We start from the raw sequence: 26,031 nt of genomic DNA on the forward strand, positions 1-26,031 counted from the left end.
AGCCCCAACAGCAGTGCCCCGGACCGGTCTTCGGTCCGGGGCACTGTCGTTGCCGCGGGCGTTCGAGCCGTCAGCGGCCGTCGGTCAGCACCTGGGAGCAGGGCGCCCAGTAGTCCTTGAGCGCGCCGGCGGTGATCCGCACCATGGGCCGCCCGTTCACGATCGCCCGTACATCGAACGGGGCGTTGGAGTCGCCCGCGAACTTCACCGTCTTCGTGGCACCAGTGGCCCCGTTTGTGGCGAACTTGTAACACGTAATGCTGATGCCCTTGGGGAAAGTGGCCACCCGGCGCGGCATGTACGTCGACGTGAACCACTGGCCGCGGAGGAACACCCGTGGGAAGGACTCCGCGATGTACCAGTCCTTGGCCGTACCCGCAGTGATCAGGTAGTGGACGCCCCGGCCCTTGATGCGGACACGCGTCTTGGTCGGGGCCTGGGTGGCGCTGTTCACGGTCAGCTTCTTGGTCGCCGTGACGGCGCCGTTCCCGTCGAACCGGTAGAGCGTGTGCGTACCGGCGGCCATCGCGACATTGCCGCTGACCGGCATCTTCGGCGTCGGGTAGTCGTCCATAAGTACGTCGGACAGGTACGCGGAGCGCGTGCTGCCCGACAGCCACTGCATCTGTCGCAGCAGCTCGATGTGGATGTTGTGGTACTTGTCGTTCGGCAGCCGGTGCGGGACGCAGTAGTAAGAGATCCAGCCCTTGTTCCGGATGGGCGTGAAGTGGGCGTAGATCGTGGTGAGCGAGCCGTCGAAGAGCTGCTGGGCCAGCGGGTTCCCGGTCAGCTTGAAGTAGTCCCAGAGGCCGAGCAAGGCGAAGAGGAAGCCGTTGTACGTGAAGTCCGACGTCTCCGGCGTCGCGCCCGGGTACTCCTGGATCCAGAGGTAGCCCTTGCTGTCCTTCGCGACCACCCACGGCTTGCCGTCGGTCCCGCGCAGCATCGAGCCGAACGCACCGTCGGCCGCGGCCTTGTAGAGCGTGCGCGCGTCCTCGGGAATGATGTCTATCTGCGCGAGCTGCGCGAAGAAGCTCAGCGCCTCGCCCTGCGCCATGCCCGAGTACCAGGGGCCCGTGTAGCGGACCGAGGTGTGCGCCCCGCCCGAGTAGTCGAAGGGGTACGGGAAGTACCAGGCTCCGCGCGCCTCCACGCGAGTGTCGATGAGGCGCTCGGCCTGCGCGCGGGCGCGGTCGAGGTAGAACGAATCCCGGGTGCGGCGCCACGTGTTGAGGTTCGACAGCCCGTACTGCAGCTGCGCCACCGGGTGGTTGTAGACCCTGCCGTTGGCCGCCTTGAACATCCGTACACCGGCGGCGTCGTGCAGTCCGGTGTCTACCCGGGGCACGATGAGGTCGCGCCACGGCTGCATCTCGTCCGGTACGTCTTCGACGATCCGGTACCCGGACATCTTGAACGTGAACGGCAGCGTCGTCGGCACCGCCGCCGCGACCGCCGACGGATTCGGCATGGCCGTCTCGTACGGGATCCGCCGGCTCGGCGCGGTGACCGTGCCCTCGGCGAGCGGGTCCGGAAGTTCGGTCAGTCCCGCGTAGTGCGGCTGCCCCGGCAGGTCCAGGGCAAGGGACTTGGGCATTCCCGCGAACGGATCGACCGGCGTCGGGTCGTCCAGTACGCCGGTCGCCATCGCGGTGACCGTGCCCCCGCCCACGACGGCGACACCGGCGACAGTGCCGCCGGCCGCCCGGATGAGCCGTCTGCGGCTGACGTCAGCACGCCGTTTTCCAGCCATGACTGGGTACCCCCCCAAAGGATGTGCTCAGTGATGGCCGGAATCGTAAGCGACCCGTGACGCCTCTGTGAGGGGGGTGGCCACAGAGTTTCCCGACGGTGAACGGGAGTTACGCTGTCCGCTCGATCAGTACGCCGTCCTTCTCGTCGTACAAAGCACCCGTCTCGGGGCACTCCCAGACATCCGGCTCGCCCTCGCGCTCCGTCAGCCGGACGCCGACGCGGCCGACCCAGCCGATCTGCCGCGCGGGGACACCGACGACCAGCGCGAAGTCGGGCACGTCCTTGGTGACGACAGCGCCCGCGGCGACCATCGCCCAGCGGCCGACCCGCACCGGCGCCACACACACCGAGCGCGCGCCCAGCGAGGCGCCCTCGGCGACCTTGACGCCGACGGCTTCCCAGTCGCCGCCGCGCTTCTGCTTGCCCTCGGGGTCGACCGAGCGCGGATTGTGATCATTGGTGAGCACCACGGCCGGGCCGACGAAGACGCCGTCGCCGAGCTCGGCCGGCTCGTAGACGAGGGCGTAGTTCTGCAGCTTGACGTTGTTGCCGATCTGTACGCCGGTCCCCACGTACGCGCCGCGGCCGACGACACAGCCCTCGCCGAGCCGGGCCCCTTCGCGGATCTGGGCGAGCTCCCAGACGCTGCTGCCGTCGCCGATCTGGGCGGTCTCGGCGACCTGGGCGGTGGGCTGGACCCTGTAGTTCACTCTGCTGGCCTTTCGGGAGGGGCTTGGCGGGGTGAGCATACGTCCGAGCCCGGTTTGACCCTCCGCTCGGGGCCCCGTAGCCTTGACCCTCGGCGTGTTTCCCTATGCGTCACATCCCTGAGCAACTCCCTCCCGGTCCGCCGGGAGAGGCCGCTCGTCCAATCCGGATCATCACAGGCCCGTTCCTGTGTGAGCGGCTGGCATCAGGGGTTCCGGTTCCGAGCGAGAGTGAGTTCCGCGTGTACGCCATCGTGCGCAGCGGTGGTCGCCAGCACAAGGTTGCTGTCGGCGACATCGTTGAGGTTGACAAGATTTCCACTGCCAAGGTTGGCGACACGGTCGAGCTCTCGACCCTGCTCGTTGTCGACGGCGAGGCCGTGACCAGCGACCCGTGGGTTCTGGCCGGGATCAAGGTCACGGCTGAGGTCGTGGACCACCACAAGGGCGCGAAGATCGACATCCTTCGCTACAAGAACAAGACCGGCTACCGCCGTCGCCAGGGTCACCGCCAGCAGTACACGGCGATCAAGGTCACCGGCATCCCCGCGGCTGCGAAGTAAGGGACTGAGAACAAATGGCACACAAGAAGGGCGCATCGTCCACCCGGAACGGGCGCGATTCCAACGCTCAGCGGCTCGGCGTCAAGCGCTTCGGCGGCCAGGCCGTCAACGCCGGTGAGATCCTGGTCCGCCAGCGCGGCACCCACTTCCACCCGGGCACGGGCGTCGGCCGTGGCGGCGACGACACGCTGTTCGCGCTCCAGGCCGGTGCGGTGGAGTTCGGTACGCACCGTGGCCGCAAGGTCGTGAACATCGTTCCGGTCGCCGGCTGAACTCGGCGTTCGCAGAACGGCACAGCACCTTCCGAGGGCGGATCGCAGCTTTCCCGGTGACCGGGGAAGCGGGTCCGCCCTCGGCGTGTTACTGAGTTAGACATTTCCGTACGTACTGGAGGACACCCATGACCACCTTCGTGGACCGCGTCGAACTGCATGTCGCCGCGGGTAACGGAGGCCACGGCTGTGCCTCCGTACACCGTGAGAAGTTCAAGCCGCTCGGCGGCCCCGACGGGGGCAACGGCGGGCGCGGCGGTGACGTGACCCTGGTCGTCGACCAGTCCGTGACCACGCTGCTGGACTACCACCACAGCCCTCACCGCAAGGCGACCAACGGCCAGCCCGGCGCCGGCGACAACCGTTCCGGCAAGGACGGCCAGGACCTGGTCCTGCCGGTCCCGGACGGCACCGTCGTTCTGGACAGGCAGGGCAACGTACTGGCCGACCTGGTCGGTCAGGGCACCACCTTCGTGGCGGGCCAGGGCGGCCGCGGCGGGCTCGGCAATGCCGCGCTGGCCTCCGCCCGCCGCAAGGCCCCCGGATTCGCGCTGCTCGGCGAGCCGGGCGAGGCCCGGGACGTCGTCCTGGAGCTGAAGACCGTCGCCGACGTCGCGCTGGTCGGATACCCGAGCGCCGGCAAGTCCTCGCTGATCTCGGTGCTGTCCGCCGCCAAGCCGAAGATCGCGGACTACCCCTTCACCACCCTGGTGCCGAACCTGGGTGTGGTGACGGCCGGCTCGACCGTCTACACGATCGCCGACGTACCGGGTCTGATCCCCGGCGCCAGCCAGGGCAAGGGCCTGGGCCTGGAATTCCTGCGTCACGTCGAGCGATGCTCGGTCCTCGTGCACGTACTGGACACGGCGACCCTCGAATCCGAGCGTGACCCGGTCACCGACCTCGACGTGATCGAGGACGAGCTGAAGCAGTACGGCGGACTCGACGACCGGCCGCGGATCGTCGTACTCAACAAGATCGACATTCCGGACGGCCAGGACCTCGCCGACATGATCCGCCCGGACCTCGAAGAGCGCGGCTACCAGGTCTACGAGGCGTCCGCGGTCGCCAGGACCGGCCTGAAGGAGCTCTCCTTCGCGCTGGCCGGCATCGTAGCCGAGGCGCGCGCCGCCAAGCCGAAGGAGGAGGCGACCCGGATCGTCATCCGTCCGAAGGCCGTGGACGACGCGGGCTTCACGGTTACGCGTGAGGAGGACGGTCTCTACCGCGTCCGGGGCGAGAAGCCCGAGCGCTGGGTCCGCCAGACCGACTTCAACAACGACGAGGCCGTCGGTTACCTCGCCGACCGCCTCAACCGTCTCGGCGTCGAGGATGCCCTGGTGAAGGCCGGTGCACGGGGGGGCGACGGCGTGGCCATCGGCCCCGAGGACAACGCGGTCGTCTTCGACTGGGAGCCGACGATGATGGCGGGCGCGGAGATGCTCGGCCGGCGCGGCGAGGACCACCGTATGGAGGCTCCGCGGCCCGCGGCGCAGCGTCGGCGGGACCGGGACGCGGAGCGCGACGAGGCACAGCGCGAGTTCGACGACTTCGACCCGTTCTAAACCCTTGCGGTGGGCAACGGAAGATAACAATCGTTTGTGGTCTGTCGGCGCGCACAACCCTCCGCCCCCCGGCATCGTCTAGATACGGGGGTCGGGGCGAGGTGCCCCGGCGGACCTGAAACGGAGCGTTGATGAAGATCTCCTTCCTCATCCACACGGTGTACGGCATCGGCGGGACCATCCGCACGACGCTGAACCTCGCTGAGGAACTGGCCAATCGCCACGAAGTGGAGATCGTCTCCGTGTTCCGGCACCGCGATGTGCCGATGTTCACGATCGACCCGCGCATCAAGGTCGTACCGCTGGTGGACACGCGCCCGCTCTCGCCGTCCAACGAGAAGGAACACCCCTTCCTCGTACAACCCTCCGAGTGTGTGCCCAAGTCCGAGGCGCGCTACCAGGAGTACGGCAGGCTCACCGACGAGCGGGTGCGTGAGCACTACGCGGCCTCGGACGCGGACGTGGTCATCGGCACCCGGCCGGCGCTGGTCGCGTACGTCGCCCAGTTCGCCCCGTCGAGCGCGGTGCTCATCGGCCAGGAGCACATGACGCACCACCACCACAAGCCGCCGCTCCGGGCAGAGATGTACGACCACTTCGCCGCGCTCGACGCGCTGGTGACGGTCTCCGAGGGCGACGCCGCGGTGTACCGGGAGAAGATGCCGCTGCCCGTCACCCGCGTGCTCGCCATTCCCAACAGCGTCCCGGAGCCGCCGGTGGTCCCGGCCGACGGATCGGGCCGGACCGTGGTCGCGGCCGGCCGGCTGGCCTCGGAGAAGCAGTACGAGGTGCTGATCTCCGCCTTCGCCAAGGTGGTCGCCCAGCGCCCCGACTGGGACCTGCGCATCTACGGCTGGGGCCCCCACAAGGAGGCGCTGCGGCGCCACATCGACAAGCTGCGCCTCTACAACAGCGTCTTCCTGATGGGCCCGCACTCGCCCATCGAGCCCGAGTGGGCCAAGGGCGCGATCGCCGCCTCCACCTCCAAGGGCGAGTCTTTCGGGATGACGCTCGTCGAGGCCATGCGCTGTGGTCTGCCGGTGATCAGTACCGACTGCGACTACGGGCCGCGGGAGATCCTCAAGGACGGCGAGGACGGTCTGCTGGTACCGGTCGGCGACGTCGGTGCGGTCGCCTCCGCGCTGCTGAAGCTCATCGACGACGAGCCGCTGCGCCGCCGGATGAGCAAGGCGGCGGTGCGTAACGCCCGACGCTTCGACCCGGGCCACGTCACCAAGCAGTACGAGGAGCTCTTCGGAGAGCTGCGCCGTGCCGCGGCGCTGCGCGCGGCCGCGGAGAACTTCGAGCCGGTGGCGGACTGCGTGGTCGCGGAGGACGGCGGGGTGACCGTGGCGCTCGTCGCCGGGCAGCCCGCCGCCGCGGAGCGCAGCGGGCTGCAACTGCTGTGCTCGCGCACCGACGTGCGCACCGACGAGCGCCGTTTCGCGTTCGACGACCACGGCATCGCCACGATTCCGGCCGACGAGGACATCGCCGAGGGTGTCTGGCAGTGCTTCGTCGAGCTGCCCCGGTCGGGTCGGCGGGTCCGGATCACCGCCCGCGCCGTCGACCAGCGTGGTGCCATGCGGGCCGGCGAGCGGGTCCGGGCCGGCGCCCCGGTTCGCAACCTCGTCCCGTACGCGGTGAAGCCGCACGGTCTGCTCGCACTGCGCTCCTGGGTGCGGCCGGTCCATGCCGAGGCCGGTGACATCCAGGTGGTCGGCAAGGAGGTCACCGTCTCCGGGCGGCTCATCGGAGACACGATGTCCGGTTCGCCGGTCCTGCTGCTCCGCCGTACCGGGGGCGCGTCGGCCGAGCTGACATACCCGGCGGTCCGGCAGGGTGAGGACGGCTTCCGGGCTTCCTTCCCGTGCGGGGAGGCGGCCGCCCGCCAGATTGCGGTGAGTGAGGTGTGGGACCTGTGGCTGCGGTACGCGCCGGGTGCAGAGCCGGTGAAAATCGGCCGCCTGCTCGACGACGTCGTCGAGAAGACCGCCGCCTACACCTATCCCGTTCCGGTCCTGCGGAAGACGAGGCCGTGGGGTCTCGTCCGGATCGTGGCCCGCAAGCTCCGCGGCAGGCCACAGCAGCGGGTCAAGGCCCGAATTCACTACCGTGCAGGGAACGACCTGGGCCTTCACGTCGCCGACCTGCCGCCCAAGTAGCGGTTCGGCGGCCGGCCGGCGCGTGTGGCATCTGTCACCGTGGAGCGCGCTTCGCGCCTCTCCAATCCCCCTGGCCAACGGGTGAACAGACGGTTTCGCGGGGGTGTGGGGCGGTCGGCGTCCGCCTTGCGAGACCGTCACGGAGAGTGCGACCATCACCTCGTCCCCCAGCCAATTCAACGTAGAGGTCGCCTGTGTCTGTGCCGCACGAAGCCAAGCCCCGCACCACAGCGGTCGTGCTCGCCGGTGGTACCGGCCAGCGCGTCGGTCTTGCGATACCGAAGCAGCTGCTGAAGATTGCCGGGAAGGCTGTCATCGAGCACACGCTGGCGAGCTTCGAGCAGGCCGAGTCCATCGACGACGTGATCGTGCTGATGGCCCCGGGTTTCGTTCCCGATGTGGAGCGGATCATCGCGCGGGCGGGGCTGACCAAGGTGACCCAGGTCATCGAGGGCGGCGCGACCCGGAACGAGACCACCGAGCGGGCCATCGCCGCGCTCGGCGAGGGGCTGGCCGAGGGCGAGGACCGCAACGTCCTGTTCCATGACGCTGTGCGCCCGCTGCTGTCACAGCGAGTGATCCAGGACTGTGTCGACGCCCTCGAGCGCTACCAGGCCGTCGATGTCGCCATCCCGTCCGCGGACACGATCATCGTGACCCGCACCCACGGCGAGGACGGCGAGTTCATCACCGATGTCCCGGACCGTTCCCGGCTGCGCCGCGGCCAGACCCCGCAGGCGTTCAAGCTCTCCACGATCCGACGGGCGTACGAAGTCGCGGCCGGTGACCCCAACTTCCAGGCGACGGACGACTGTTCGGTCGTGCTGAAGTACCTGCCGGACGTACCGATCTACGTCGTGGCGGGCGACGAGTACAACATGAAGGTGACCCAGCCGGTCGACGTCTTCATCGCGGACAAGCTCTTCCAGCTGGCCTCCACCGCCGCCCCGCGCCAGGCCGACGAGGCCGCCTACCGTGAGCTGCTGGCCGGCCGCACGCTGGTCGTGTTCGGTGGCTCGTACGGCATCGGTGCGGACATCGCCGAGCTGGCGGAGCAGTACGGTGCCAAGGTCTACGCCCTGGGCCGCTCCACCACCGGTACCCACGTCGAGAACCCGGAGCACGTGGACGACGCGCTGTCGAAGGCATATGCCGAGACCGGGCGAATCGATTACGTCATCAATACCGCCGGTGTGCTGCGTATCGGAAAACTGGCAGAGACCGACAATGCGACCATTGAGGAAGCGCTGAAGGTCAATTACCTGGCTCCCGTCCAGATTGCCCGTGCTTCCTACAAATACCTGGCCGAAACCAAGGGGCAGTTGCTTCTCTACACGTCCAGCAGCTATACGCGCGGGCGCGCCGAGTACAGCCTCTACTCGTCGACCAAGGCCGCCATGGTGAATCTCACTCAGGCACTCTCGGACGAATGGGCCACCGAGGGGGTCCGGGTCAATTGCGTAAACCCCGAGCGCACCGCGACGCCCATGCGCACCAAGGCATTCGGCACCGAGCCCGCCGGTTCCCTGCTCTCCTCCGAGGCGGTGGCCAGGACTTCTCTCGATGTGCTGCTCTCCGACCTCACGGGCCATGTCATCGACGTGCGGCAGCAGGACCCGACGCGGGAGGCTTCCGAAGCCACCGGCTTTGAACAGGCGCTCGCGTCTGTTCTTGACCGGCAAGAAGATGTGTAATAATCCTCGATAATCTTACTTATGGGCCTCTTTGGTTGTCTTTCAACCTTGGAGGCCCCACTTCGTGAACCTCGTCTTCACGATCCCCACACGCACACCAAAACCGGCACCCCCCAGGAGCAGGTTCTCCGTGATTTCGACCGCCATCCGTCTGGCCCGCGTGGGCAGCGTCTCCGAGCTGGTGGCCGCAGCCCTTCTCGGGCTGGGCTTCCCCTGCCTCATGCTCGCCGCGCTGATTCCCAATCCGTGGTTCTTCGCGGCAGCCGCAGTAGTGACGTACGTCGCGGACCAGTTTTTGCACAGGCGCAACAGTTACCTGCTCAACCGGCTGGGCAAGGTACGCGCCGGTCTGCCGATGCGGTTCCTGGTACGCCAGCTCCTGCTGATCCTGCTGCTGGCCCGCATGGACATGGCGCAGGACCAGATCTTCTACGCCACGGTCGCCTGCTTCCTGCTGCTCTTCGGCATCAGCGCGCCGCACGGCGCACTGGCCACCCTGATCCGGCTGCGCCGCACCATGCCGATCTCGACCCGCAACGTGGACCTCACCCCGCTGCGGATTCCCGACTCCCCGCCGCGCTGGCTGCTGAACCGCTCCGCGGAGAAGATGCAGCACCTCGACATCCCGGCGATGGCCGGCATCCTGGCCGCCGTCGCGGCCGGCGAGGACGCCATCGGCTACGTCGGCATGGCGGTCACGCTGGGCCTCGCCGTGCTCTACACGCTCGCGCTGGTCCCGTTCCTGCGCCGGAGCCGGATCGTTCCCAAGGCGCCGGTCGTCCTCAAGGCGCTGGGCACCTGGCTCGGCGAGTACCAGCCGACCACCATGCTCTACTTCTCCGGCTCCAAGGAGTCGGCGTACCAGGTCAACATGTGGCTCGACACCATGGCGCGGATCGAGGGCCGGCCGCTGATCGTCCTGCGCGAACAGAACCTGATGGCGCAGCTCAACCCCACCGCGGTTCCGGTGGTCTGCGTGCCGGGCGGCGTGCACATGATGCAGATGGATCTGTCGTCGGTGCGCGTGGCGCTCTACCCGGCCAACGTGGGCAAGAACATCCACGTCCTGCGCATGGCGACCATGAAGCACGTCTTCGTCGGGCACGGCGACAGCGACAAGATCGCGAGCATCAACCCGTTCAGCAAGGCGTACGACGAGGTGTGGACAGCCGGCCGGGCCGGCCGGGACCGCTACGCACTGGCCGACATCGGCGTCCGCGACGAGGACATCGTCGAGGTCGGACGCCCGCAGCTGGCCCCCATAGAGACGTGGACCGGCAAGCCCCGGAACCCCGTCCCCACCGTGCTGTACGCCCCCACCTGGGAGGGCTGGGACGACAAGCCGGGCAACACCTCCCTGATCCTGGCCGGCGAGAACATCGTGCGGCGGCTGCTGAACGCCGAGCCGCCCGTCCGGGTCCTCTACAAGCCGCACCCGTTCACCGGCACGCGCAGCGCCAAGGCCAAGGCGGCGCACCTGCGGATCAAGTCCATGGTGGAGAAGGCCGCGGTCGAGCGTGCCGTCGATCCGCGCTGGCAGGCGAAGGCGGCGGAACTCCGCGCCGAACAGGCGGCGGCCCGGGCGGAGCTGGTCCGTATCGAGGCCGAACTCGCCGAGATGAGTGGTCCGGCCAGGCCCGGCAGCGACGATGCCGAGGTGTCGCGCGACGCCCTGGCGGACCCGGTGTGCGAAGCCGAGACGGCCGCGCTGCGGGACGCCTGGAACGCCGCCTACTGGCGTACGTTCGGCTGGTGGGAGCACCGGGTCATCGTCGGCAACGAGCCACGGCTGTACGACTGTTTCAACGAGGCGGACGGCATGGTCTCCGACATCTCCAGCGTGGTGTCGGACTTCATCGCCAGCGGCAAGCCGTACGCGGTCGCGGACTCCGCGGGGCTGGGCGCCGAGGAGTTCAGGCGGCAGAACACCGCGGTGCGCGCCGCGGTCATCCTCTCCAACAGCGCCGAGGAGACGGACGAACTGCTCGCCGCGATCTTCGATGCAGGCGCCGACACGCTGGCCGCCGCGCGGCGTGAGCTGAAGGAATACCTGCTCGGGCCCGATGAGCCGTCCTCCATCGAGCGGTTCAGCGCCGCTGTACGGGACCTGGCCGAGCGGGCCGAGGCCCGCAACCAGCGGCTGGAGCAGCAGCAGGCCGATCCGGACGCGGCCGTGGCGAAGTCGCTCGCCCCGGACGTCCCGGCAGCCGGCTGACACGGCATACGCCGGCCGGTTCACACGGCATACGCCGAGCGCGCAGGCCCCGCTGCCCGATGGGCGGTGGGGCCTGCGCGCTCTCCGCCCGGGCACGGGTGCCCGCTCAGGACCGTACCGGGGGATGGAACGCGTCCGGCTGGTCCAACTGCTGCGCGGGGATCACCGCCTCGCCCCGCTGAGCCATCCGGGCCTGGTGGGCCGCCGCACCGGCACTGAGTGCGAGCACCGCCCGGCGGAAGCGGACCGCCGCCGAGGGCTGCGCCGGGCCGAGCAGGTACTCCTTCAACTCGGCGCGGGCGGACCGGAGTCCGCCCTTCGAGGGATCGCGTACCGACGCCAGCAGCTCGGCCGTACCCATGGCGTCGGGCGTCAGGATCGTCGCCGCACGTGCGGTCGGGAAGGCCGCCCTGAACATCTCCTCCGGCAGCCCGGTGGTGTTGGCCACGGCATACGGCTTCTCACTTGCCAGGTAGTCGGAGACGACGCTCGACACATCGCTGATGAGCAGGTCGGCCTGGTTGAAGCAGGAGTACAGGGTCGGCCGGGGCCCGGAGACGACCTGATGTGCTCCAGCGGGCAGGGAGGCCCAGAAGGCCGACTCCCACGCCTCGGTGGCCCTTTCCACGGCGAGGGCGTTGTCGGCGGCGGGGACCCCCTGGAGCCTCATCCGCTCCGCGGAGTCCGAGTCGTCGGGGAACGAGGTGGCGCTGAGCGCCTCCAACGCCGAGGCGAGCCTGGCCAGTTCGGCGACGGCCGCCTTCGACGGCGTGCGTGGTCCCGGGCGCCGGCCGTTGGCCTCGCGGACCAGTTCGCGAATGCGGGCGTCGGCGGCCGCGGCCCGGCTGTCGACCGAGCCGGTCATCGCGTGCGGCTTGTAGAGCAGCCGCACGCCCGGGTCCGCGAGCAGGGCGCGGACCAGGTTCTCGCCGGCCAGGATCACCGAGGTGTTGCCCGGGTCGTCGGTCCACCCCTCCCAGGTGGGGGCGTACAGCACGGTGACCCGGCCGTCTGCGGGCGGGCCCGCGTACGGGCTGACCGCGGCCAGCTGCGGGCGGCCGATCTCGACCACGTCCTTGTCGTCGACACCGACGTCGGCCTGCGCGTACCGTTCGCGCCCGGCGGGCCCGGCCACCCACACCTCGTCGTACGCCTTCGCGTACGGATTGCAGCTGGAGAGCTTGTCGCTCTCGCCGTGATTGACGAAGGCGTGCTTGATCGTGGGAATGCGCAGCACCTGCGAGGTCTTCCCGGAGTTCGCCGGATGGATCAGGACCTTGAGCGTGGAGCGCTTCAGACGCATGAGGTGCGCCACCTTGGGGATGCACACGATCGGAATCTCCGTCGCGGCGATCTCCTGCACCATGAACCGTTCGCGCAGCACGATCACCGGGCGGCCGCCCAGGCCGGCCAGCGGGCCCAGCCACATGTTCGCCTGGTACGCCGAGGTGGCGCCGCCGGAGAAGTACATGCCGACCGTGGGCCGGTAGTCCTCCAGCCAGCGGTCGAACCAGGCCAGCACCTCCGCCTCGCCCGGCGCGCGGCGGCCCGGCAGCAGATGTGCCAGCAACTCGGCCGGAGCGGTCAGCGCCAGACCCAGCGAGACCGCGATTCCGGCGGCACCGAAATGCGGTGCCCCAGCCGAGGCCGCCAGCAGCAGTCCCGCGGTGTACGGCAGGCAGAACCACAGCATCCGTGGCCCCGGCCGGCGCATCAGCAGCGCCGGGGGAGCGGGGTTCAGGCGCAGCGCGGAGGCGTCGATGTTGCGGGTGACGACGGGGAGGGTACGGCTGCGCCGGACCACCGCCGCGGCCCCCTGGCAGGCGAAGTGCAGGACGTAGAACGCCAGCAGCCCGAACACCAGCGGCAGCGCGGCCGCTCCCCGGTTCTGCTCCCCGGTGCTCAGCAGGCCCAATACCAGAAGAAAGTCCCGCAAGACCTGACGGACCGTGACATCGGCGCGGACTCTGGCGAGCAGGTTGACGAGCCCGTGCTGCCAGCGGTGCAGGGCGAGATCCGCGGCCAGGCCGGTCAGCGTCGAGGCGATCAACAGAGGAGCGTCGGGGGTGAGGGCTCCTACGACCTGAAGGGCGAAGGATGCCGCAAGCACGGCAGGGGCAAGGAGTTGTACGGGGTTCAATGCCGGGGGCTCCAAGCAGCCGGTTACGCGAAGGGGACTTGCTGGTGAACGTGAGGCACCCGACGGTGGGAATGGCCACCCGGCTGGATTCACGCGAAAGGGACCGAGTACGCAGTTCCGTACACAGATTCGTGCGCAGCCCCGTACGTGGACGTACGTGGACGGGGGCCCGGGCGCTCCGCGGTCGTCCACGGGGCGGAATGCGCAGGCGGCCCCCGCGGCGGCTCGCGTAGATTGCCAGGAGAGAGCCGCGGGCCGTGCCCGCGGGGACAGCGGGACACCGGGCGAGCAATTGGGGACGTACGTGTCAGCGGCAAGGCAGGGTGTGACGAACGCTCGCAGGATCGTGGTCAAGGTCGGTTCGTCCTCCCTCACCACGGCCGCCGGCGGACTCGACGCCGACCGGGTGGACGCTCTCGTCGACGTACTGGCCAAGGCGCGCAGCGGCGGCGAGAAGGAGATCGTGCTCGTTTCCAGCGGTGCGATCGCCGCGGGGCTCTCCCCGCTCGGCCTGCGCCGTCGGCCCAAGGACCTGGCCCGGCAGCAGGCCGCGGCCAGCGTCGGCCAGGGGCTGCTGGTGGCCCGCTACACGGCCTCCTTCGCGCGCTACGGCGTACGCGTCGGCCAGGTGCTGCTGACCACCGACGACACCAGCCGCCGCGCGCACTACCGCAACGCCTACCGGACCCTCGACCAGTTGCTGGCCATGGGCGCCCTGCCGGTCGTCAACGAGAACGACACCGTCGCCACCGACGAGATCCGCTTCGGCGACAACGACAGGCTGGCCGCTCTGGTCGCCCATCTGGTCCGGGCCGACCTGCTGGTGCTGCTCTCCGACGTCGACGGGCTGTACGACGGCGACCCGAGCATCCCTGGTACGTCGAGGATCGCCGAGGTGCGCGGCCCCGGGGACATCGAGCACGTCACGATCGGCAGCGCGGGCAGGGCCGGGGTCGGCACCGGCGGCATGGTCACCAAGGTCGAGGCCGCCCGCATCGCCGCCGCGGCGGGCATCCCGGTGGTCCTCACCTCCGCGATCCGGGCCGCGGACGCGCTCGCCGGCCGCGCCACCGGTACCTACTTCCACAGCACCGGCCGGCGCTCCGCCGACCGGCTGCTGTGGCTCGCGCACGCCTCCACCCCGCAGGGGCACCTCACGCTGGACGACGGGGCGGTGCGCGCCGTAGTGGAGCGCCGGACCTCGTTGCTGCCCGCCGGGATCGCGGCGGTGGAGGGCGAGTTCGTGGCCGGCGACCCGGTCGAACTGCGGGACACCAGGGGGCGGGCCGTCGCCCGAGGACTGGTCAACTTCGATGCCAAGGAGATCCCCCAGCTGATCGGCCGGTCGACGCGGGAGCTGGCGCGCGAACTCGGTCCTGCGTACGAACGCGAGGTCGTGCACCGCGACGATCTGGTACTTCTCCAGCCCTGACCCCCCGCGGTTACCCGAAACGGCCGAAAGTCCTGCCTCCGCACGGAGAGCTTCGGCAAAACCGCCACGCTCGGGGCCGCGGGCTGGTCAACTTTGTTGCGGGGGAGTAGGCGATGAGCGTTCAACAGGAGGCCGCCGGTGAGACGAGCGCGCCCAGGGGCCAAGCCCCGGGACGGGGGCACCTCCCACGCCTTCAGGGCGGTGGGCGAGGACAAGCGTGCACTGACCAGCGTCGGAGCCGGAGCGAGTTTCGAGGCCGGGTCACAGACGGCGGATTCCCGTGGGGAGGAGCTCCACGCGTCCAGACTGTGGCACATCACCCTCAGCGTCTCCGGTGCCGAGACGCCGCTCCAGGAGGTCAGACGCGGGCTTGAACAGCTCGCTCACGATCACCCCTTTCTGCTCACCAGCAGGTACGCCAACGACCATGCGGAGATCCGCTACTGGGAAGAGGCGCGCGACCTGCACGACGCCGCGGCGGTGGCACTCCGGCTGTGGGGAGAGCACCGGTCGACGGCGAAACTGCCGCCGTGGGAGATCGTGGGCCTTGAGGTCATCGACCGGGAGACCTACCACCAGCGCATCGCCGAGGGCTACGGCCCGCCGCCGGCCGCACCGGTCGGCGTCCACCCCTTCTGACCGCACCCGCGTTCTGACCCGCACCCGCGGTCCCGGCCGGGCTGCCGGCCCGCTGCCCGCGTTCTCGGTAAGTGGGACATGAGCCGGAGCGAGAACCCCCGGCCGCGGGGGGAACGGGAGTCGCCCGCGGCGAGCGCAGTACTCTGCGAACATGACCTCGCTCACTCCTGCCGACGATCAGTCCCCCGTCATCCGGGCCGCTCACCGGGCCCGCGCCGCGTCCGCCGAGATCGCGCCACTGCCGCGGTCCGCGAAGGACGCAGCGCTGCTGGCGATCGCCGACGCGCTCGAGGCGCGGACGGACGAGATCGTCGAGGCCAACGCGGAGGACGTGCGGCGGGCCCGCGAGGCCGGGACCACCGAGACGGTCATCGACCGGCTGACGCTCACGCCGGAGCGGATAAAGGCGATCGCCGCCGACGTCCGGGACGTCGTGGCCCTGCCCGACCCGGTCGGCGAGGTCGTCCGCGGGTCGACCCTGCCCAACGGCATCGACCTGCGCCAGGTGCGGGTCCCGCTCGGCGTGGTCGGAATCATCTACGAGGCCCGGCCCAATGTGACCGTCGACGCCGCCGCCCTCTGCCTCAAGTCGGGCAACGCGGTGCTGCTGCGCGGCTCGTCGTCGGCGTACTCCTCGAACACCGCTCTGATGGAGGTGCTGCGCGACGCCGTCGCCGGGGCCGGGCTGCCGGCCGACGCGGTGCAGCTCGTTCCGGGGGAGAGCCGCGACTCGGTCCGTGAACTGATGCGCGCCCGCGGCCTCGTCGACGTCCTGATCCCGCGCGGCGGCGCCTCGCTGATCCGTACCGTGGTGGAGGAGTCCACCGTGCCGGTGATCGAGACCGGCACCGGCAACTGCCATGTGTACGTGGACGCGCAGGCCGACCTCGACATGGCCGTGGACATCCTCGTCAACTCCAAGGCGCAGCGGCCGAGCGTCTGCAACGCCGCCGAGACGCTCCTCGTCCACCAGGACATCGCCGGGACCTTCCTGCCGCGCGCGCTGGACGCGCTCGCCGAGGCCGGTGTGACCGTACACGGCGACGACCGCGTGCTGGCCTTCGGCGAGGACTCCAAGGCCACCGTCGTACCGGCCACCGCCGAGGACTGGGAGACGGAGTACCTCTCGTACGACATCGCCGCCGCCGTGGTCGACTCGCTGGACGCGGCGGTCGGCCATATCCGGCGGTGGACGTCGGGGCACACCGAGGCGATCGTCACCACCTCCCAGGCGGCGGCCCGCCGGTTCACGCAGTTGGTCGACTCCACGACGGTCGCGGTGAACGCGTCCACGCGTTTCACGGACGGTGGCCAGTTCGGTTTCGGGGCCGAGATCGGCATCTCGACGCAGAAGCTGCACGCACGCGGGCCGATGGGCCTGCCCGAGCTGACCTCGACGAAGTACATCGTCACGGGCGACGGTCACGTACGGTGACAGCCGTCGCCGGGGGGTGAGCGCGGCTCCGATTCCGCGAGCCGCACCCCGGCCCTCCGAATGTCCGCTCTCCCTGCCCAAAGCGACCCCCCAGGTCTACTCTGGACGCGTGCCGGACGACGTGGGGGGCAAGCCGTTCCAGGACGGCTGGGAGCCCGACGACGACCGCGGGGGCGCGGACGAGGACTTCGCCTCCGTGGTCTTCGACGAGGACTTCGTGCGGAACGCCGAGGTCCATGAACCGACGGCCGTCGAGCGGCTCCTGGCCGCTGCGCAGGCGCGTGCCGAAGCCGAGGCGGCCCGGGCCAGGTCCGGGGGCCCCGCCCCCGACGAGGACCCGTACGACGAGGCCTACGGGCCGGACGCCACCGGCGAGTACGGCTACGGCTACGGCCGGTACCCCCATGACGTGCACTGCCCGGCGGGCCCGGACGACGACGAGTACGGCCCGTACGGCAGCCACGGCGGCGCTCTGCGCCCGTACCGCGGCCAGGGCCGCTGGCATCGCCCGGTCGCCTGGGTTCTCGCCCTGCTGATGGGCATCGGAATGGTCGCCCTCGCCTTCACGGCCGTCTATCGCGGGGCGGCCTCCAACCGTCAGGACCAGGTCCCGCCGCCTGCCACGACGGGCGTCGACACGGGGACCGGCAATGGCCTCGTCCCGGGCCGGCCGGCCGGCCCCTCGGCCTCGGCGGAGTACTCCGCACCCGCCGTGTCCGCGGAGCCGCGTACGCCCTGACCGGGCCCTGACCGGTTACGTGCGAACTCGTCGTCGGAACTCGTCACAAGTTGTCGTGGACCAGTGCGTTTACGTCAGCCCCGGCCGACCTACCCTGAAGGTATGGCAGGGCCTGGAGACCCACCTGAGGGGACACCCGAAGGCGTGCCGGCGGGTGGCGAGGACGAGTACCGATCCGTTGTCTTCGACGAGTCGTTCGTACGTGCTGCCCGGCTGCAGGAGTACTCCGCCCAGGAGCGCATCACGGACCACGCCCCGGCCGTCCGCAGCCGCCCGGCCTGGGCGGGCAGACGCGGCTCCACCCACGCGCTGGTCCTCGTCCTGGTGGTCGCGCTGGCCTTCGGTACGGCGATCTACATGGGCCTGCGCCACCCCTACGCTCCACCCGCCGCCAACAGGGCGGAATCGCTCGGCATGACGGTGATCCCGCTCGCGCCCGAGGGAACCGTGCCGGGCGGCACCCCTGATGACCTTTTCGCGAACAGCCAGGCGGCGCAGTTCCGGGTCGGCGCGGCGGGAATCACTCTTCCGGCCGCGCGGCGCACCGCGCATTTCTCGGAGAGCCAGGTGATGGCCGCCTTGGCCACTGCCAAGGACTACCTCGTCGAGTCCTCCCTCGACCCGGATGTGCTCACCGGCGCCACCGAGCGGCCGGTGCGGGTGCTGCTCGACCCCGACCAGGTGGCGCAGTTCGACCGCAGCCTCGACTTCCCGGCCGACGACGGAAGGCACGCGGCCACCGGCTGGCTGGTCCGCTTCGACCCAACGAAGACCGCGCTCGCCGACCCCGAGGTGCGGGTGCGGGGCACCATGCGCTTCGCGGAGGCCGGGCCCGGCATGCTCGAGGTAATCACCGACCACACCTTCGTCTACGCGGTGCGGGAAGCCGGCGCCGCGCCCGGGCGGGCCGACGACGCCTCCCTCTTCACCGTCCGGCGCGAACTGCATCTGCGCTTCGACCGGGACGACCTGCGGACACACCAGGCCGAGGTGCACCTGTCCTACGTGCAGGCCGGGCCGCAGTCCTGCGCCCCCGATCCCTCCGTTCACTTCCAGCCGCTGCTGCCCGGCGAGAAGGCGACGCGCGAGGGCCCGGCCGGTACGGATCCCTTTGACTCCGGCCGGGCCACGGCCGTGTGCGGCACGCTGGCCCCAGGCGCTATGCCGACCCCGGCGACCCCGAAGCCTCCCCGTCCGTAGCCCCGGGGCCGTCCGGGCTGTCGCTGCCGTTGCGGCTGCTCCCGGTGAACCGGTCGCGCAGCTTGCCGCCCAGGTCGCCGGCGCCACCGGCGATGTCGCCCACCAGCTTCATCAGCGGGTCCTTGCTGGTGCGTACCGTGTCCGCGTAGTGCGCAGCGGACTGGCGGAAGGAGTCGGAGACGGACGTCTCCGGGTCCTCGTCCCGGCGCGGGTAGTGGCCGTCCATGATCCGCTGGTAGTCGCGGGTCTCCGCCCACTTCTTCAGCTCGGCGGCCCGCACGGTGGTGAAGGGATGCGTCCGCGGCAGCACGTTGAGGATCTTCAGCACGGAGTCGCGCAGGTCGCCCCCGGCCTCGTACTCCGCGGCCTGCTCCAGGAAGGCGTCCACGTTCATCTCGTGCAGATGGTTGCCGCCGGCGATCTTCATCAGGCCGCGCATCGAGCCCTTGAGGTCCTGGCCGACCAGCAGCCCGGCCCGGTCGGCCGACAGCTCCGACTTGCGGAACCACTCGCGCAGCGCGGTCACGATTGTCATGATCGCGACGTTGCCCAGCGGGATCCAGGCGACCTTGAGGGCGAGGCTGGTGAGGAACAGCAGAATCGTGCGGTAGACGGAGTGCCCGGACAGCGCGTGGCCCACCTCGTGGCCCACGACCGCGCGCATCTCCTCCTCGTCGAGCAGCTCCACCAGGCCCGTGGTGACCACGATGATCGGCTCGTCGAGCCCGATGCACATGGCGTTCGGCTGCGGGTTCTGGGTGACGTACATCGGCGGGACCTTCTCCAGGTCCAGGATGTAACAGGCGTCCAGCAGCATGGTGTTGAGATGGGCGAACTGCGCCTCGCTCACCCGGACCGAGTCGGAGAGGAAGAGCAGCCTCAGGCTCCGCTCCGGCAGCAGTCCGCTCAGTGCCTTGAAGACCGTGTCGAAACCGGTGAGCCTGCGCAGGGCCACGAGTGCCGAGCGGTCCGCGGGGTGTTCGTACGCCCGTGAGGAGATGCCGGGGAACCGCTGGCGATTGCGGCTCGGCACGTGGTCGTGACTGCTGTCTGTCATGGGATGTGTCCCCCTGTCTGCGAGTCTGCCCGTGAGTCTGCTCGTCCCCCTTGACGGCCTCAGCGTATGTGCTGAGGCGCTGCGGTCCCTTCTGGAGGCCGTGAACAGCCCGCCCCGTCCCGTTCCCGCCGCGCGGATACCCCGACAACGACTGAGTCGGCGTGAGCGTGCCCGGAGCGCCCGCATACGATGTGCGCGAAGACTCCGCTCCGACTCCCGACTCCCGATAGGTCCTGCCGAAGATGAGCCTCACAAGCACCGCCCACAGCCTGGTCACCCTCGCCTCCGAAGGTGGCGAGCACGGCAGCGGACACGCCAGTCTCAGCCCCTACCTCACCGGCGGTGGCGCACTCTTCGCGCTCCTGCTCCTGCTGTGGATCACCACCCGCTTCAACCGCGACCGCTGAGGCAGGGCCGCTCGACCGGGCCAGTAGGCTCTGCACGCATGGGAGAGCAGGAAGTGCCTACCGGTCCGGTCAAGCGCCGACTCGGTGTGATGGGCGGGACGTTCGACCCGATCCACCACGGACACCTGGTGGCCGCCAGTGAGGTGGCCGCGCTGTTCCATCTGGACGAGGTGGTCTTCGTACCGACCGGGCAGCCGTGGCAGAAGACCCACGAGGCGGTTTCGCCGGCCGAGGACCGCTACCTCATGACGGTCATCGCCACGGCGTCCAACCCGCAGTTCTCGGTGAGCCGCATCGACATCGACCGCGCCGGACCCACCTACACGATCGATACGCTCAGGGACTTGCGCTCCCGCAACGACGACGCCGATCTTTTCTTCATCACCGGTGCCGACGCGCTGTCCCAGATCCTCACCTGGCGGAATGCCGAGGAGCTGTTCTCCCTCGCCCATTTCATCGGCGTGACCCGTCCCGGGCATCTGCTGACGGACGACGGGCTGCCCGAGGGCGGAGTCTCCCTGGTGGAGGTGCCGGCACTGGCCATCTCGTCGACGGACTGCCGGGCCAGGGTCGCGCAGGGGGATCCGGTCTGGTATCTGGTGCCGGACGGCGTGGTGCGCTACATCGACAAGCGCGCGCTGTACCGGGGCGACTGAGGTTCCGGCCGGTCCGGGCCGTACGGGGAGCACGAGAGAGCACGGAGAGGGGCAGCGGTGAACGACCGACAGGACCCGTACGCGCGGCAGGACCCGTACGCCCAGCAGCAGCAGTTCGTCGGGTACGACGAATACGGGCAGCCGGTGTACCAGCAGTACGACCCGTACGCCCAGCAGCAGGGACAGCAGGGACAGCAGGGACAGCAGCAGCAGGGGTACGGCTACGCCCCGTACGGGCAGCAGTCCCCACCGCCCCAGCACCCTCAGCAGCCCCAGCACCCTCAGCACCCTCAGCAGCCCCAGCAGGGCGGATACGACCCGTACGGCGGGCAGCAGTACGCCCCCCAGCAGGACTACGGGTACGACTACTCCACCGGCCCCCAGCAGGCCGTCGACACCACGCAGCAGTGGATCCCGCAACAGGCTCCCGCGCCGGAGCGCGTCCGCGAGCGGGAGCCGGATCCGGAGCCGGCCGCGTCGGTGCCCGAGCAGCGCCGCTCCGGCCAGGAGTACCGGACCGAGCAGTTCTCGTTCATCGAGGAGCCCGACGAGGACTCCGAGGACGTCATCGACTGGCTGAAGTTCACCGAGAGCCGTACCGAGCGGCGCGAGGAGGCCAAACGGCGCGGCCGCAACCGGGTCGTCGCGCTGGCCGTCGTCCTCGCGCTGGTGGTGGCGGGCGGCGTCGGCTACCTCTGGTACGCGGGCATGCTCCCCGGCTTTGCCGGGTCGGAGGACAAGAAGCAGGCCGCCGCCACCGGACCGCAGAAGCGCGACGTGATCGTGGTGCATCTGCACAACACCAAGAAGGGCGGCACCTCCACGGCGCTGCTCGTCGACAACGTCACCACCAAGCAGGGCACCACGGTCCTGCTCCCCAACTCGCTCGCCGTGAGCTCCGACGACGGCGCCGCCACCACCCTCGGCAAGTCGGTCGACGACGACGGTCTCGCCGGCACGCGCGACGCGCTGGACACCGTGCTCGGTACCAGCATCGGCGGCACCTGGCGGCTCGACACCCCCTACCTGGAGAATCTCGTCGAGCAGGTCGGCAACATCGACATCGACACGGACGCCACGGTGCCCGCGGACAAGAAGGCCGGGACGCCCGAGGTGAAGAAGGGCGAGGCCCAGACGCTGAGCGGCCCGATGGCGGTCGCGTACGCCACGTACCGCGCGCCGGGCGAGGCGGAGGCGAAGCAGTTGCAGCGCTTCGGGCAGGTCATGTACGGCGTGCTGCGGAAGATGCCGGACGACCCGGCGGCCGCGACGGTCACCGTGCAGACGCTGGCGCAGATCCTGGACCCCTCGCTGACCGAGAAGGACCTCGGAGCCTCGCTGGCGAAGCTCGCCGAGCACGCCAAGATCGGCGACTACGAGACCGCGGTGCTGCCCGTCCAGGACGACGGCACGCTGAGCGAAGAGGCGACGGCCGGGGTGGTCAAGGAGGTCCTCGGCGGCACGGTCAAGAGCCCGGAGCCGGGGTCCGCCGTGCGCGTCGGCCTGAAGGACGCCACCGGCAGCGAGTCCGCGGCCGCTGAGGCCCGCGTCGCGCTGGTCAATGGCGGCTACACCTTCGTGGACGGCGGAAAGGCCACCGCGACGGCTTCCTCGACGATCACGTACCGTGACGCGGCGCAGCAGGCGAAGGCCGTGGAGGTGGCCAAGACGCTGGGGCTGCCGGTGGACTCCGTGAAGAAGGCCGAGGGTCCCGCCAACGCGGACGTCACGGTCGTGCTGGGCAGGGACTACACGGACAAATGATCATCATCGATTGATCAAGGCTGTTTTATGCCTGCGGGAGGTGTCGGCGGTACGTGAGACCCTTGAGGTGATCTGACCGCCGACCCGAAAGCATGGCTTGTGACCGCCACGGACCGCTCCATCGAGCTCATCAAGGCCGCCGCCCAGGCAGCAGCCGACCGGCTCGCGCACGACATCATCGCGTACGACGTCAGCGATGTGCTGTCCATCACCGATGCGTTCCTGCTCGCATCGGCCCCGAACGACCGCCAGGTCAAGTCGATCGTCGACGAGATCGAGGAGCGGCTCCAGAAGGAGCTCGGCGCCAAGCCGGTGCGCCGTGAGGGCGACCGCGACGCCCGCTGGATCCTGCTCGACTACGTCGACATCGTCGTACACGTCCAGCACAGCGAGGAGCGCGTCTTCTACGCCCTCGAGCGCCTCTGGAAGGACTGCCCCGAGCTGCCGCTGCCCGAGGACGCCCTCAAGACCCGCGGCAAGGCCGAGGAGCACGCCCGGCTGCACGAGGGCGATCTGGACGGTGAGCTGAGCTGAACGGCACCAAGGGCGGCACCGGCCGCCGTATCGTCCTGTGGCGGCACGGCCAGACCTCCTGGAATCTGGAGCGCCGCTTCCAGGGGTCCACGGACATCCAGCTGACCGACGCCGGGGTGGCCCAGGCCCGCCGGTCCGCCCGGCTGCTCGCCTCGCTGAGGCCGGACGCGATCGTCGCCTCCGACCTCAAGCGGGCGGCAGCCACCGCGGCCGAACTGGCCGCCGTCACGGGCCTCGACGTCGCGCACGACTCCGCCCTGCGCGAGACGTACGCCGGCGCCTGGCAGGGCCTGACGCACGAGGAGATCCTCCGGCAGTACGGCGAGCAGTACACGGCGTGGAAGCGCGGCGAGGCGGTGCGGCGCGGCGGCGGCGAACTGGAGACCGAGGTGGCCGACCGGGCCGCCCCCGTCGTCCTGGGCCATGCCGAGAAACTCCCGGAGAACGGCACGCTGGTGGTCGTCAGCCACGGCGGCACGATCCGTACGACGATCGGACGTCTCCTCGGCCTGGAGTCCTCGCACTGGGAGAGCCTCGGCGGTCTGTCGAACTGCTGCTGGTCGGTGCTGGGCGAGGGCGCGCGCGGCTGGCGGCTGCTGGAGCACAACGCCGGGACGCTGCCGGAGCCCGTGCTCGGCGACGACGACTGAGGTGCCCGGTGAGGTGCCCGGACCGGATTTCACTTTCTGGCCGGGCGCAGGCTAAAGTTCTTCTTGTTCGCAGCGCGGAAACGCCGAAGACGCGAACAGCGGGGCTATAGCTCAGTTGGTAGAGCGCCTGCATGGCATGCAGGAGGTCAGGAGTTCAATTCTCCTTAGCTCCACAATCGGATCCCGTTCCCCATGCGTGGGGGGCGGGATTCTGTCGTTCCGGACGTGTCCGGCTGTCAGGGTCTGTGCGTACGCAGCGACATGGCCTCCCTACGCGCCGCGCAGGGGCCCCCACCATCACCGGCAGCTCGGCGGCCGCCGCTGGCCTGTTGGTGACGTTCACTCAGCTCGACCAGGTGACCGGGGTTGCGATAATTCGGGGCATTCTGCCTGAATCTGCTCGATGCGCCGGGGGCGCGCGGATGCGTCGACGCGCTGGTTGTGTGCGCTCTCGCGCCGACGGCGGCGGCGATCTTCGGCGTTGTGGCCGGTCTCCTACGGCGACGCCGCTGCCCCCCTTGCGGAGCCATGGCAGAATCGGACGGCCGGAGGGGGACGACGGCCCGAACGGGAGGGAAGTGTGATGCCCGCGAGCATCCTCGAGGAGGTCCGCCGCCTGCTCGGCAGAGCGGCGGCCCGCACTCGCCTCAAGTGCCCGTCCTGCGGTTCCGGCCACGTGGCCCAAGTGCTCGGCGACAACGGGGGGATCTCCTACGTGTGTACGGCCTGCGGCCACAGCTGGAGCTGACGCATGGGTGCACATAGGCGTAAATGCGATTGGTGCGGCAGCGGTACGCCGATCGTCCGGGACATGGAACCGATCAACCCGGACTATCAGTACTGGTGCGAGGAGTGCGCGCGGGCGCTGATCATAAAGGGCGACCCCATCGAGACCTACCGGGAGCTCGAAGGGGAGCCGATCTACGGTCGGCTGCTCGACGAGCACTGCACGCTCAAGCGGTTCTATTCGTTCGCGACAGCGTGAACAGCACTCCGGCGGCCGCGAGCGCGTAGAGGGCCGACAGAGCCACCTGGCCGCCGTTGAGGGCGAGTTCAAGACGTCCTGGACCGTGCGGGATCCACCACAGCGCGTACGAGCAGAAGACCAGAGCCGCACAGGCCACCCAGGGACCACGGACCCGCGAGCCCAGCAGCACCAGCATCGGCACGCACCAGACCCAGTGGTGGGACCAGGAGACCGGGCTGATCAGCAGCGCTGTCGCCGCGCACCCCACCACCGCGCCGGCCGCGTCGCCGCGCAGCGCCGCCACCACGGCGACGCCGAGCCCGGCCAGCGCGACCAGGCCGGCAGCCGCGGTCCACCACATCCCCGGATCGCCGGTGTGCAGCAGCCGTGCCAGCACCCCGCGCAGCGACTGGTTGGCGGTGTCCTCGGCCCGGCCCACCCTGCTCGCGGCGAACACCATCTCGGTCCAGTAGCGGCGGGAGTCGTGGGGGAGGACGACGGCGGCCGCGACCGTCGCGGTCGCGAAGGCCCCGGCGGCCACCGCGGCCTGGCGCAGCCAGGGGTTCCAGGTCCCCTGCCGGAGCGCCTGCGCCACGCCCGCCGCCAGCACGAGGACGGCGAACAGGGCGGGTGTCAGCTTGACCGCGGCGGCCAGCCCGGTACCGGCGCCCACCCAGCGGTGGCCGTGCCTCCGGGTGAAGTCCCACAGCACCGCCACCGTCAGCAGCAGGTTGACCTGCCCGTACCGCAGGGTCGACCACACCGGCTCGCACCAGACCGCCGCGGCGGCGGTCCACAGCGCCGCCCCGGGCCGGTCCAGGCCCGCCAGTCGTAGCGAGAGATGTGCGAGTGCGAACACCAGGAGGAGGTTCCCGGCGGTGGCGAGACTCCGCATCTCCGGGACTCCGAGGAGGGTGAGGGGAGTGAACAGCATGGCCGCGAAGGGTGGGTAGGTCGGTGCGAGATTCGCGGTGGTGGTGCGCATCGCGTAGAGGTCCGCACCTGACCGGACGGCCTCCCCCTCGGCGCGGTAGACCTGCAGGTCGATCATCGAGACGCCGGCCGCGCGCTGCGCGGCCCAGAAGACCGCGAAGGACACGACGCAGGCCGAGGCGGCGACGAGGACAGGGCGCTCGGAAAGGGCCCGGCGCGCGGCGGTTCGCGCGATCACGGTCACGGTCACGAACGCAGACAGTAGCGCCCTGATCTGTACAGACCGGAAACGATTTGGTGGAGCACCAGGAAGACCGTGTAATGTTGGCGTCGCCGCCGGGGAAACCGGGCGGACCTCAGCGAGGGGCTATAGCTCAGTTGGTAGAGCGCCTGCATGGCATGCAGGAGGTCAGGAGTTCAATTCTCCTTAGCTCCACAGAAGATCCACAGACTCCACGGACTCAGTGAAGTCGCGGACATGAGAAGCGGGGGGCCCCGCCCGGGGGGGCCCCCGGTCGAGAAGTACGTCAAAACCCCCGCAC

At 70.0% G+C, this 26,031-nt stretch carries 23 protein-coding genes and 2 tRNA genes; 20 read left to right on the top strand and 5 right to left on the bottom strand.

Going from position 1 to position 26,031, the window contains the following annotated elements; all coding sequences use genetic code 11:
* Nucleotides 1-70: 70 nt before the first annotated feature.
* Both AB0M62_RS28665 and AB0M62_RS28670 read right to left on the bottom strand, forming a co-directional pair.
* Nucleotides 71-1,753 (bottom strand): D-glucuronyl C5-epimerase family protein, encoded by a 1,683-nt coding sequence (locus AB0M62_RS28665; protein ID WP_366077199.1) that lies wholly within the window; start codon nt 1,751-1,753, stop codon nt 71-73.
* A 109-nt stretch (nt 1,754-1,862) separates the two neighbouring features.
* Nucleotides 1,863-2,465 (bottom strand): acyltransferase, encoded by a 603-nt coding sequence (locus tag AB0M62_RS28670; RefSeq protein ID WP_366077200.1) that lies wholly within the window; start codon nt 2,463-2,465, stop codon nt 1,863-1,865.
* Between the two features lie 239 nt (nt 2,466-2,704).
* Here AB0M62_RS28670 and rplU point away from each other — a divergent pair, with 239 nt between their 5' ends.
* The 6 genes from rplU (at nt 2,705) to AB0M62_RS28700 (ending at nt 10,936) form a co-directional block, all read left to right on the top strand.
* Nucleotides 2,705-3,025, top strand: coding sequence for a 50S ribosomal protein L21 (gene rplU / locus AB0M62_RS28675; RefSeq protein ID WP_030013082.1), 321 nt, complete (start codon nt 2,705-2,707; stop codon nt 3,023-3,025).
* A 14-nt stretch (nt 3,026-3,039) separates the two neighbouring features.
* A complete protein-coding gene (gene rpmA / locus AB0M62_RS28680; RefSeq protein ID WP_366077201.1) occupies nt 3,040-3,297 on the top strand; it encodes a 50S ribosomal protein L27 in 258 nt (85 codons plus the stop codon).
* Nucleotides 3,298-3,425: 128 nt separating this feature from the next.
* Entirely contained in the window at nt 3,426-4,862 is a 1,437-nt protein-coding gene (obgE, locus tag AB0M62_RS28685; protein ID WP_366077202.1) for a GTPase ObgE, read from the top strand.
* A 131-nt stretch (nt 4,863-4,993) separates the two neighbouring features.
* Entirely contained in the window at nt 4,994-7,027 is a 2,034-nt protein-coding gene (locus AB0M62_RS28690; protein ID WP_366077203.1) for a glycosyltransferase family 4 protein, read from the top strand.
* A 194-nt stretch (nt 7,028-7,221) separates the two neighbouring features.
* A complete protein-coding gene (locus tag AB0M62_RS28695; RefSeq protein WP_366077204.1) occupies nt 7,222-8,721 on the top strand; it encodes a bifunctional cytidylyltransferase/SDR family oxidoreductase in 1,500 nt (499 codons plus the stop codon).
* 130 nt (nt 8,722-8,851) lie between these two features.
* Complete coding sequence (locus tag AB0M62_RS28700) at nt 8,852-10,936, top strand: hypothetical protein (protein WP_366077205.1); 2,085 nt, start codon at nt 8,852-8,854, stop codon at nt 10,934-10,936.
* Between the two features lie 106 nt (nt 10,937-11,042).
* Here the strand turns inward: AB0M62_RS28700 and AB0M62_RS28705 are convergent, their stop codons facing one another.
* Nucleotides 11,043-13,091, bottom strand: coding sequence for a hypothetical protein (locus AB0M62_RS28705; RefSeq protein ID WP_366077206.1), 2,049 nt, complete (start codon nt 13,089-13,091; stop codon nt 11,043-11,045).
* 289 nt (nt 13,092-13,380) lie between these two features.
* Between AB0M62_RS28705 and proB the strand changes: the two genes are divergently transcribed.
* From proB to AB0M62_RS28730, 5 genes are all read left to right on the top strand, one after another.
* Nucleotides 13,381-14,508 carry a glutamate 5-kinase gene (proB, locus tag AB0M62_RS28710; RefSeq protein WP_366077207.1) on the top strand — a complete coding sequence of 376 codons (1,128 nt, stop codon included), beginning with the start codon at nt 13,381-13,383 and terminating at the stop codon, nt 14,506-14,508.
* Nucleotides 14,509-14,709: 201 nt separating this feature from the next.
* On the top strand, nt 14,710-15,147 hold the full coding sequence (locus AB0M62_RS28715) for a hypothetical protein (protein ID WP_366077222.1): 438 nt from the start codon (nt 14,710-14,712) through the stop codon (nt 15,145-15,147).
* A 151-nt stretch (nt 15,148-15,298) separates the two neighbouring features.
* Entirely contained in the window at nt 15,299-16,582 is a 1,284-nt protein-coding gene (locus AB0M62_RS28720) for a glutamate-5-semialdehyde dehydrogenase (protein ID WP_366077208.1), read from the top strand.
* Nucleotides 16,583-16,691: 109 nt separating this feature from the next.
* On the top strand, nt 16,692-17,321 hold the full coding sequence (locus AB0M62_RS28725; RefSeq protein WP_366077209.1) for a hypothetical protein: 630 nt from the start codon (nt 16,692-16,694) through the stop codon (nt 17,319-17,321).
* 102 nt (nt 17,322-17,423) lie between these two features.
* Complete coding sequence (locus tag AB0M62_RS28730) at nt 17,424-18,521, top strand: hypothetical protein (protein WP_366077210.1); 1,098 nt, start codon at nt 17,424-17,426, stop codon at nt 18,519-18,521.
* Here the strand turns inward: AB0M62_RS28730 and AB0M62_RS28735 are convergent.
* Nucleotides 18,481-19,578, bottom strand: a complete 1,098-nt coding sequence (locus AB0M62_RS28735) for a M48 family metallopeptidase (protein WP_366077211.1) — start codon at nt 19,576-19,578, stop codon at nt 18,481-18,483. The two genes, AB0M62_RS28730 and AB0M62_RS28735, sit on opposite strands and share 41 nt — an antisense overlap.
* Before the next feature lie 242 nt (nt 19,579-19,820).
* Here AB0M62_RS28735 and AB0M62_RS28740 point away from each other — a divergent pair, with 242 nt between their 5' ends.
* From AB0M62_RS28740 to AB0M62_RS28775, 8 genes are all read left to right on the top strand, one after another.
* The gene (locus AB0M62_RS28740) at nt 19,821-19,985 is read left to right on the top strand and encodes a hypothetical protein (protein ID WP_366077213.1); all 165 of its coding nucleotides are present in this window, start codon (nt 19,821-19,823) and stop codon (nt 19,983-19,985) included.
* 38 nt (nt 19,986-20,023) lie between these two features.
* Entirely contained in the window at nt 20,024-20,641 is a 618-nt protein-coding gene (nadD, locus tag AB0M62_RS28745; RefSeq protein WP_366077214.1) for a nicotinate-nucleotide adenylyltransferase, read from the top strand.
* 57 nt (nt 20,642-20,698) lie between these two features.
* Entirely contained in the window at nt 20,699-22,405 is a 1,707-nt protein-coding gene (locus tag AB0M62_RS28750; RefSeq protein ID WP_366077215.1) for an LCP family protein, read from the top strand.
* A gap of 99 nt (nt 22,406-22,504) precedes the next feature.
* Nucleotides 22,505-22,939 (top strand): ribosome silencing factor, encoded by a 435-nt coding sequence (gene rsfS, locus AB0M62_RS28755; protein WP_366077216.1) that lies wholly within the window; start codon nt 22,505-22,507, stop codon nt 22,937-22,939.
* Nucleotides 22,936-23,589 (top strand): histidine phosphatase family protein, encoded by a 654-nt coding sequence (locus tag AB0M62_RS28760; protein ID WP_366077223.1) that lies wholly within the window; start codon nt 22,936-22,938, stop codon nt 23,587-23,589. The genes rsfS and AB0M62_RS28760 overlap by 4 nt, the downstream gene beginning before the upstream one ends.
* 100 nt (nt 23,590-23,689) lie before the next feature.
* Nucleotides 23,690-23,762, top strand: a tRNA-Ala gene (locus AB0M62_RS28765).
* A gap of 410 nt (nt 23,763-24,172) precedes the next feature.
* Nucleotides 24,173-24,337 (top strand): hypothetical protein, encoded by a 165-nt coding sequence (locus AB0M62_RS28770; RefSeq protein WP_366077217.1) that lies wholly within the window; start codon nt 24,173-24,175, stop codon nt 24,335-24,337.
* Between the two features lie 3 nt (nt 24,338-24,340).
* Nucleotides 24,341-24,574: a hypothetical protein gene (locus tag AB0M62_RS28775; protein WP_214918286.1), complete on the top strand. Its 234-nt coding sequence runs from the start codon at nt 24,341-24,343 to the stop codon at nt 24,572-24,574.
* On the opposite strand, the gene AB0M62_RS28780 is transcribed toward AB0M62_RS28775, so the two are convergent.
* Nucleotides 24,543-25,739 (bottom strand): glycosyltransferase 87 family protein, encoded by a 1,197-nt coding sequence (locus tag AB0M62_RS28780; protein WP_366077218.1) that lies wholly within the window; start codon nt 25,737-25,739, stop codon nt 24,543-24,545. The two genes, AB0M62_RS28775 and AB0M62_RS28780, sit on opposite strands and share 32 nt — an antisense overlap.
* 113 nt (nt 25,740-25,852) lie before the next feature.
* On the opposite strand from AB0M62_RS28780, the gene AB0M62_RS28785 reads away from it, so the two are divergent.
* Nucleotides 25,853-25,925 (top strand) — tRNA-Ala (locus tag AB0M62_RS28785).
* The last annotated feature ends 106 nt before the right edge of the window (nt 25,926-26,031 follow it).

Source organism: Streptomyces sp. NPDC051219, assembly GCF_040682335.1.
GTDB lineage: Bacteria > Actinomycetota > Actinomycetes > Streptomycetales > Streptomycetaceae > Streptomyces.

Bases quoted from the DNA above. Each gene is read 5' to 3' on its own strand.
- AB0M62_RS28690 (WP_366077203.1), top strand. From the start codon at position 4,994: ATGAAGATCTCCTTCCTCATCCACACGGTGTACGGCATCGGCGGGACC.
- AB0M62_RS28665 (WP_366077199.1), bottom strand. From the start codon at position 1,753: ATGGCTGGAAAACGGCGTGCTGACGTCAGCCGCAGACGGCTCATCCGG.
- AB0M62_RS28770 (WP_366077217.1), top strand. From the start codon at position 24,173: ATGCCCGCGAGCATCCTCGAGGAGGTCCGCCGCCTGCTCGGCAGAGCG.
- AB0M62_RS28740 (WP_366077213.1), top strand. From the start codon at position 19,821: ATGAGCCTCACAAGCACCGCCCACAGCCTGGTCACCCTCGCCTCCGAA.
- AB0M62_RS28720 (WP_366077208.1), top strand. From the start codon at position 15,299: ATGACCTCGCTCACTCCTGCCGACGATCAGTCCCCCGTCATCCGGGCC.
- obgE (WP_366077202.1), top strand. From the start codon at position 3,426: ATGACCACCTTCGTGGACCGCGTCGAACTGCATGTCGCCGCGGGTAAC.
- AB0M62_RS28735 (WP_366077211.1), bottom strand. From the start codon at position 19,578: ATGACAGACAGCAGTCACGACCACGTGCCGAGCCGCAATCGCCAGCGG.
- AB0M62_RS28775 (WP_214918286.1), top strand. From the start codon at position 24,341: ATGGGTGCACATAGGCGTAAATGCGATTGGTGCGGCAGCGGTACGCCG.
- nadD (WP_366077214.1), top strand. From the start codon at position 20,024: ATGGGAGAGCAGGAAGTGCCTACCGGTCCGGTCAAGCGCCGACTCGGT.
- rpmA (WP_366077201.1), top strand. From the start codon at position 3,040: ATGGCACACAAGAAGGGCGCATCGTCCACCCGGAACGGGCGCGATTCC.
- AB0M62_RS28730 (WP_366077210.1), top strand. From the start codon at position 17,424: ATGGCAGGGCCTGGAGACCCACCTGAGGGGACACCCGAAGGCGTGCCG.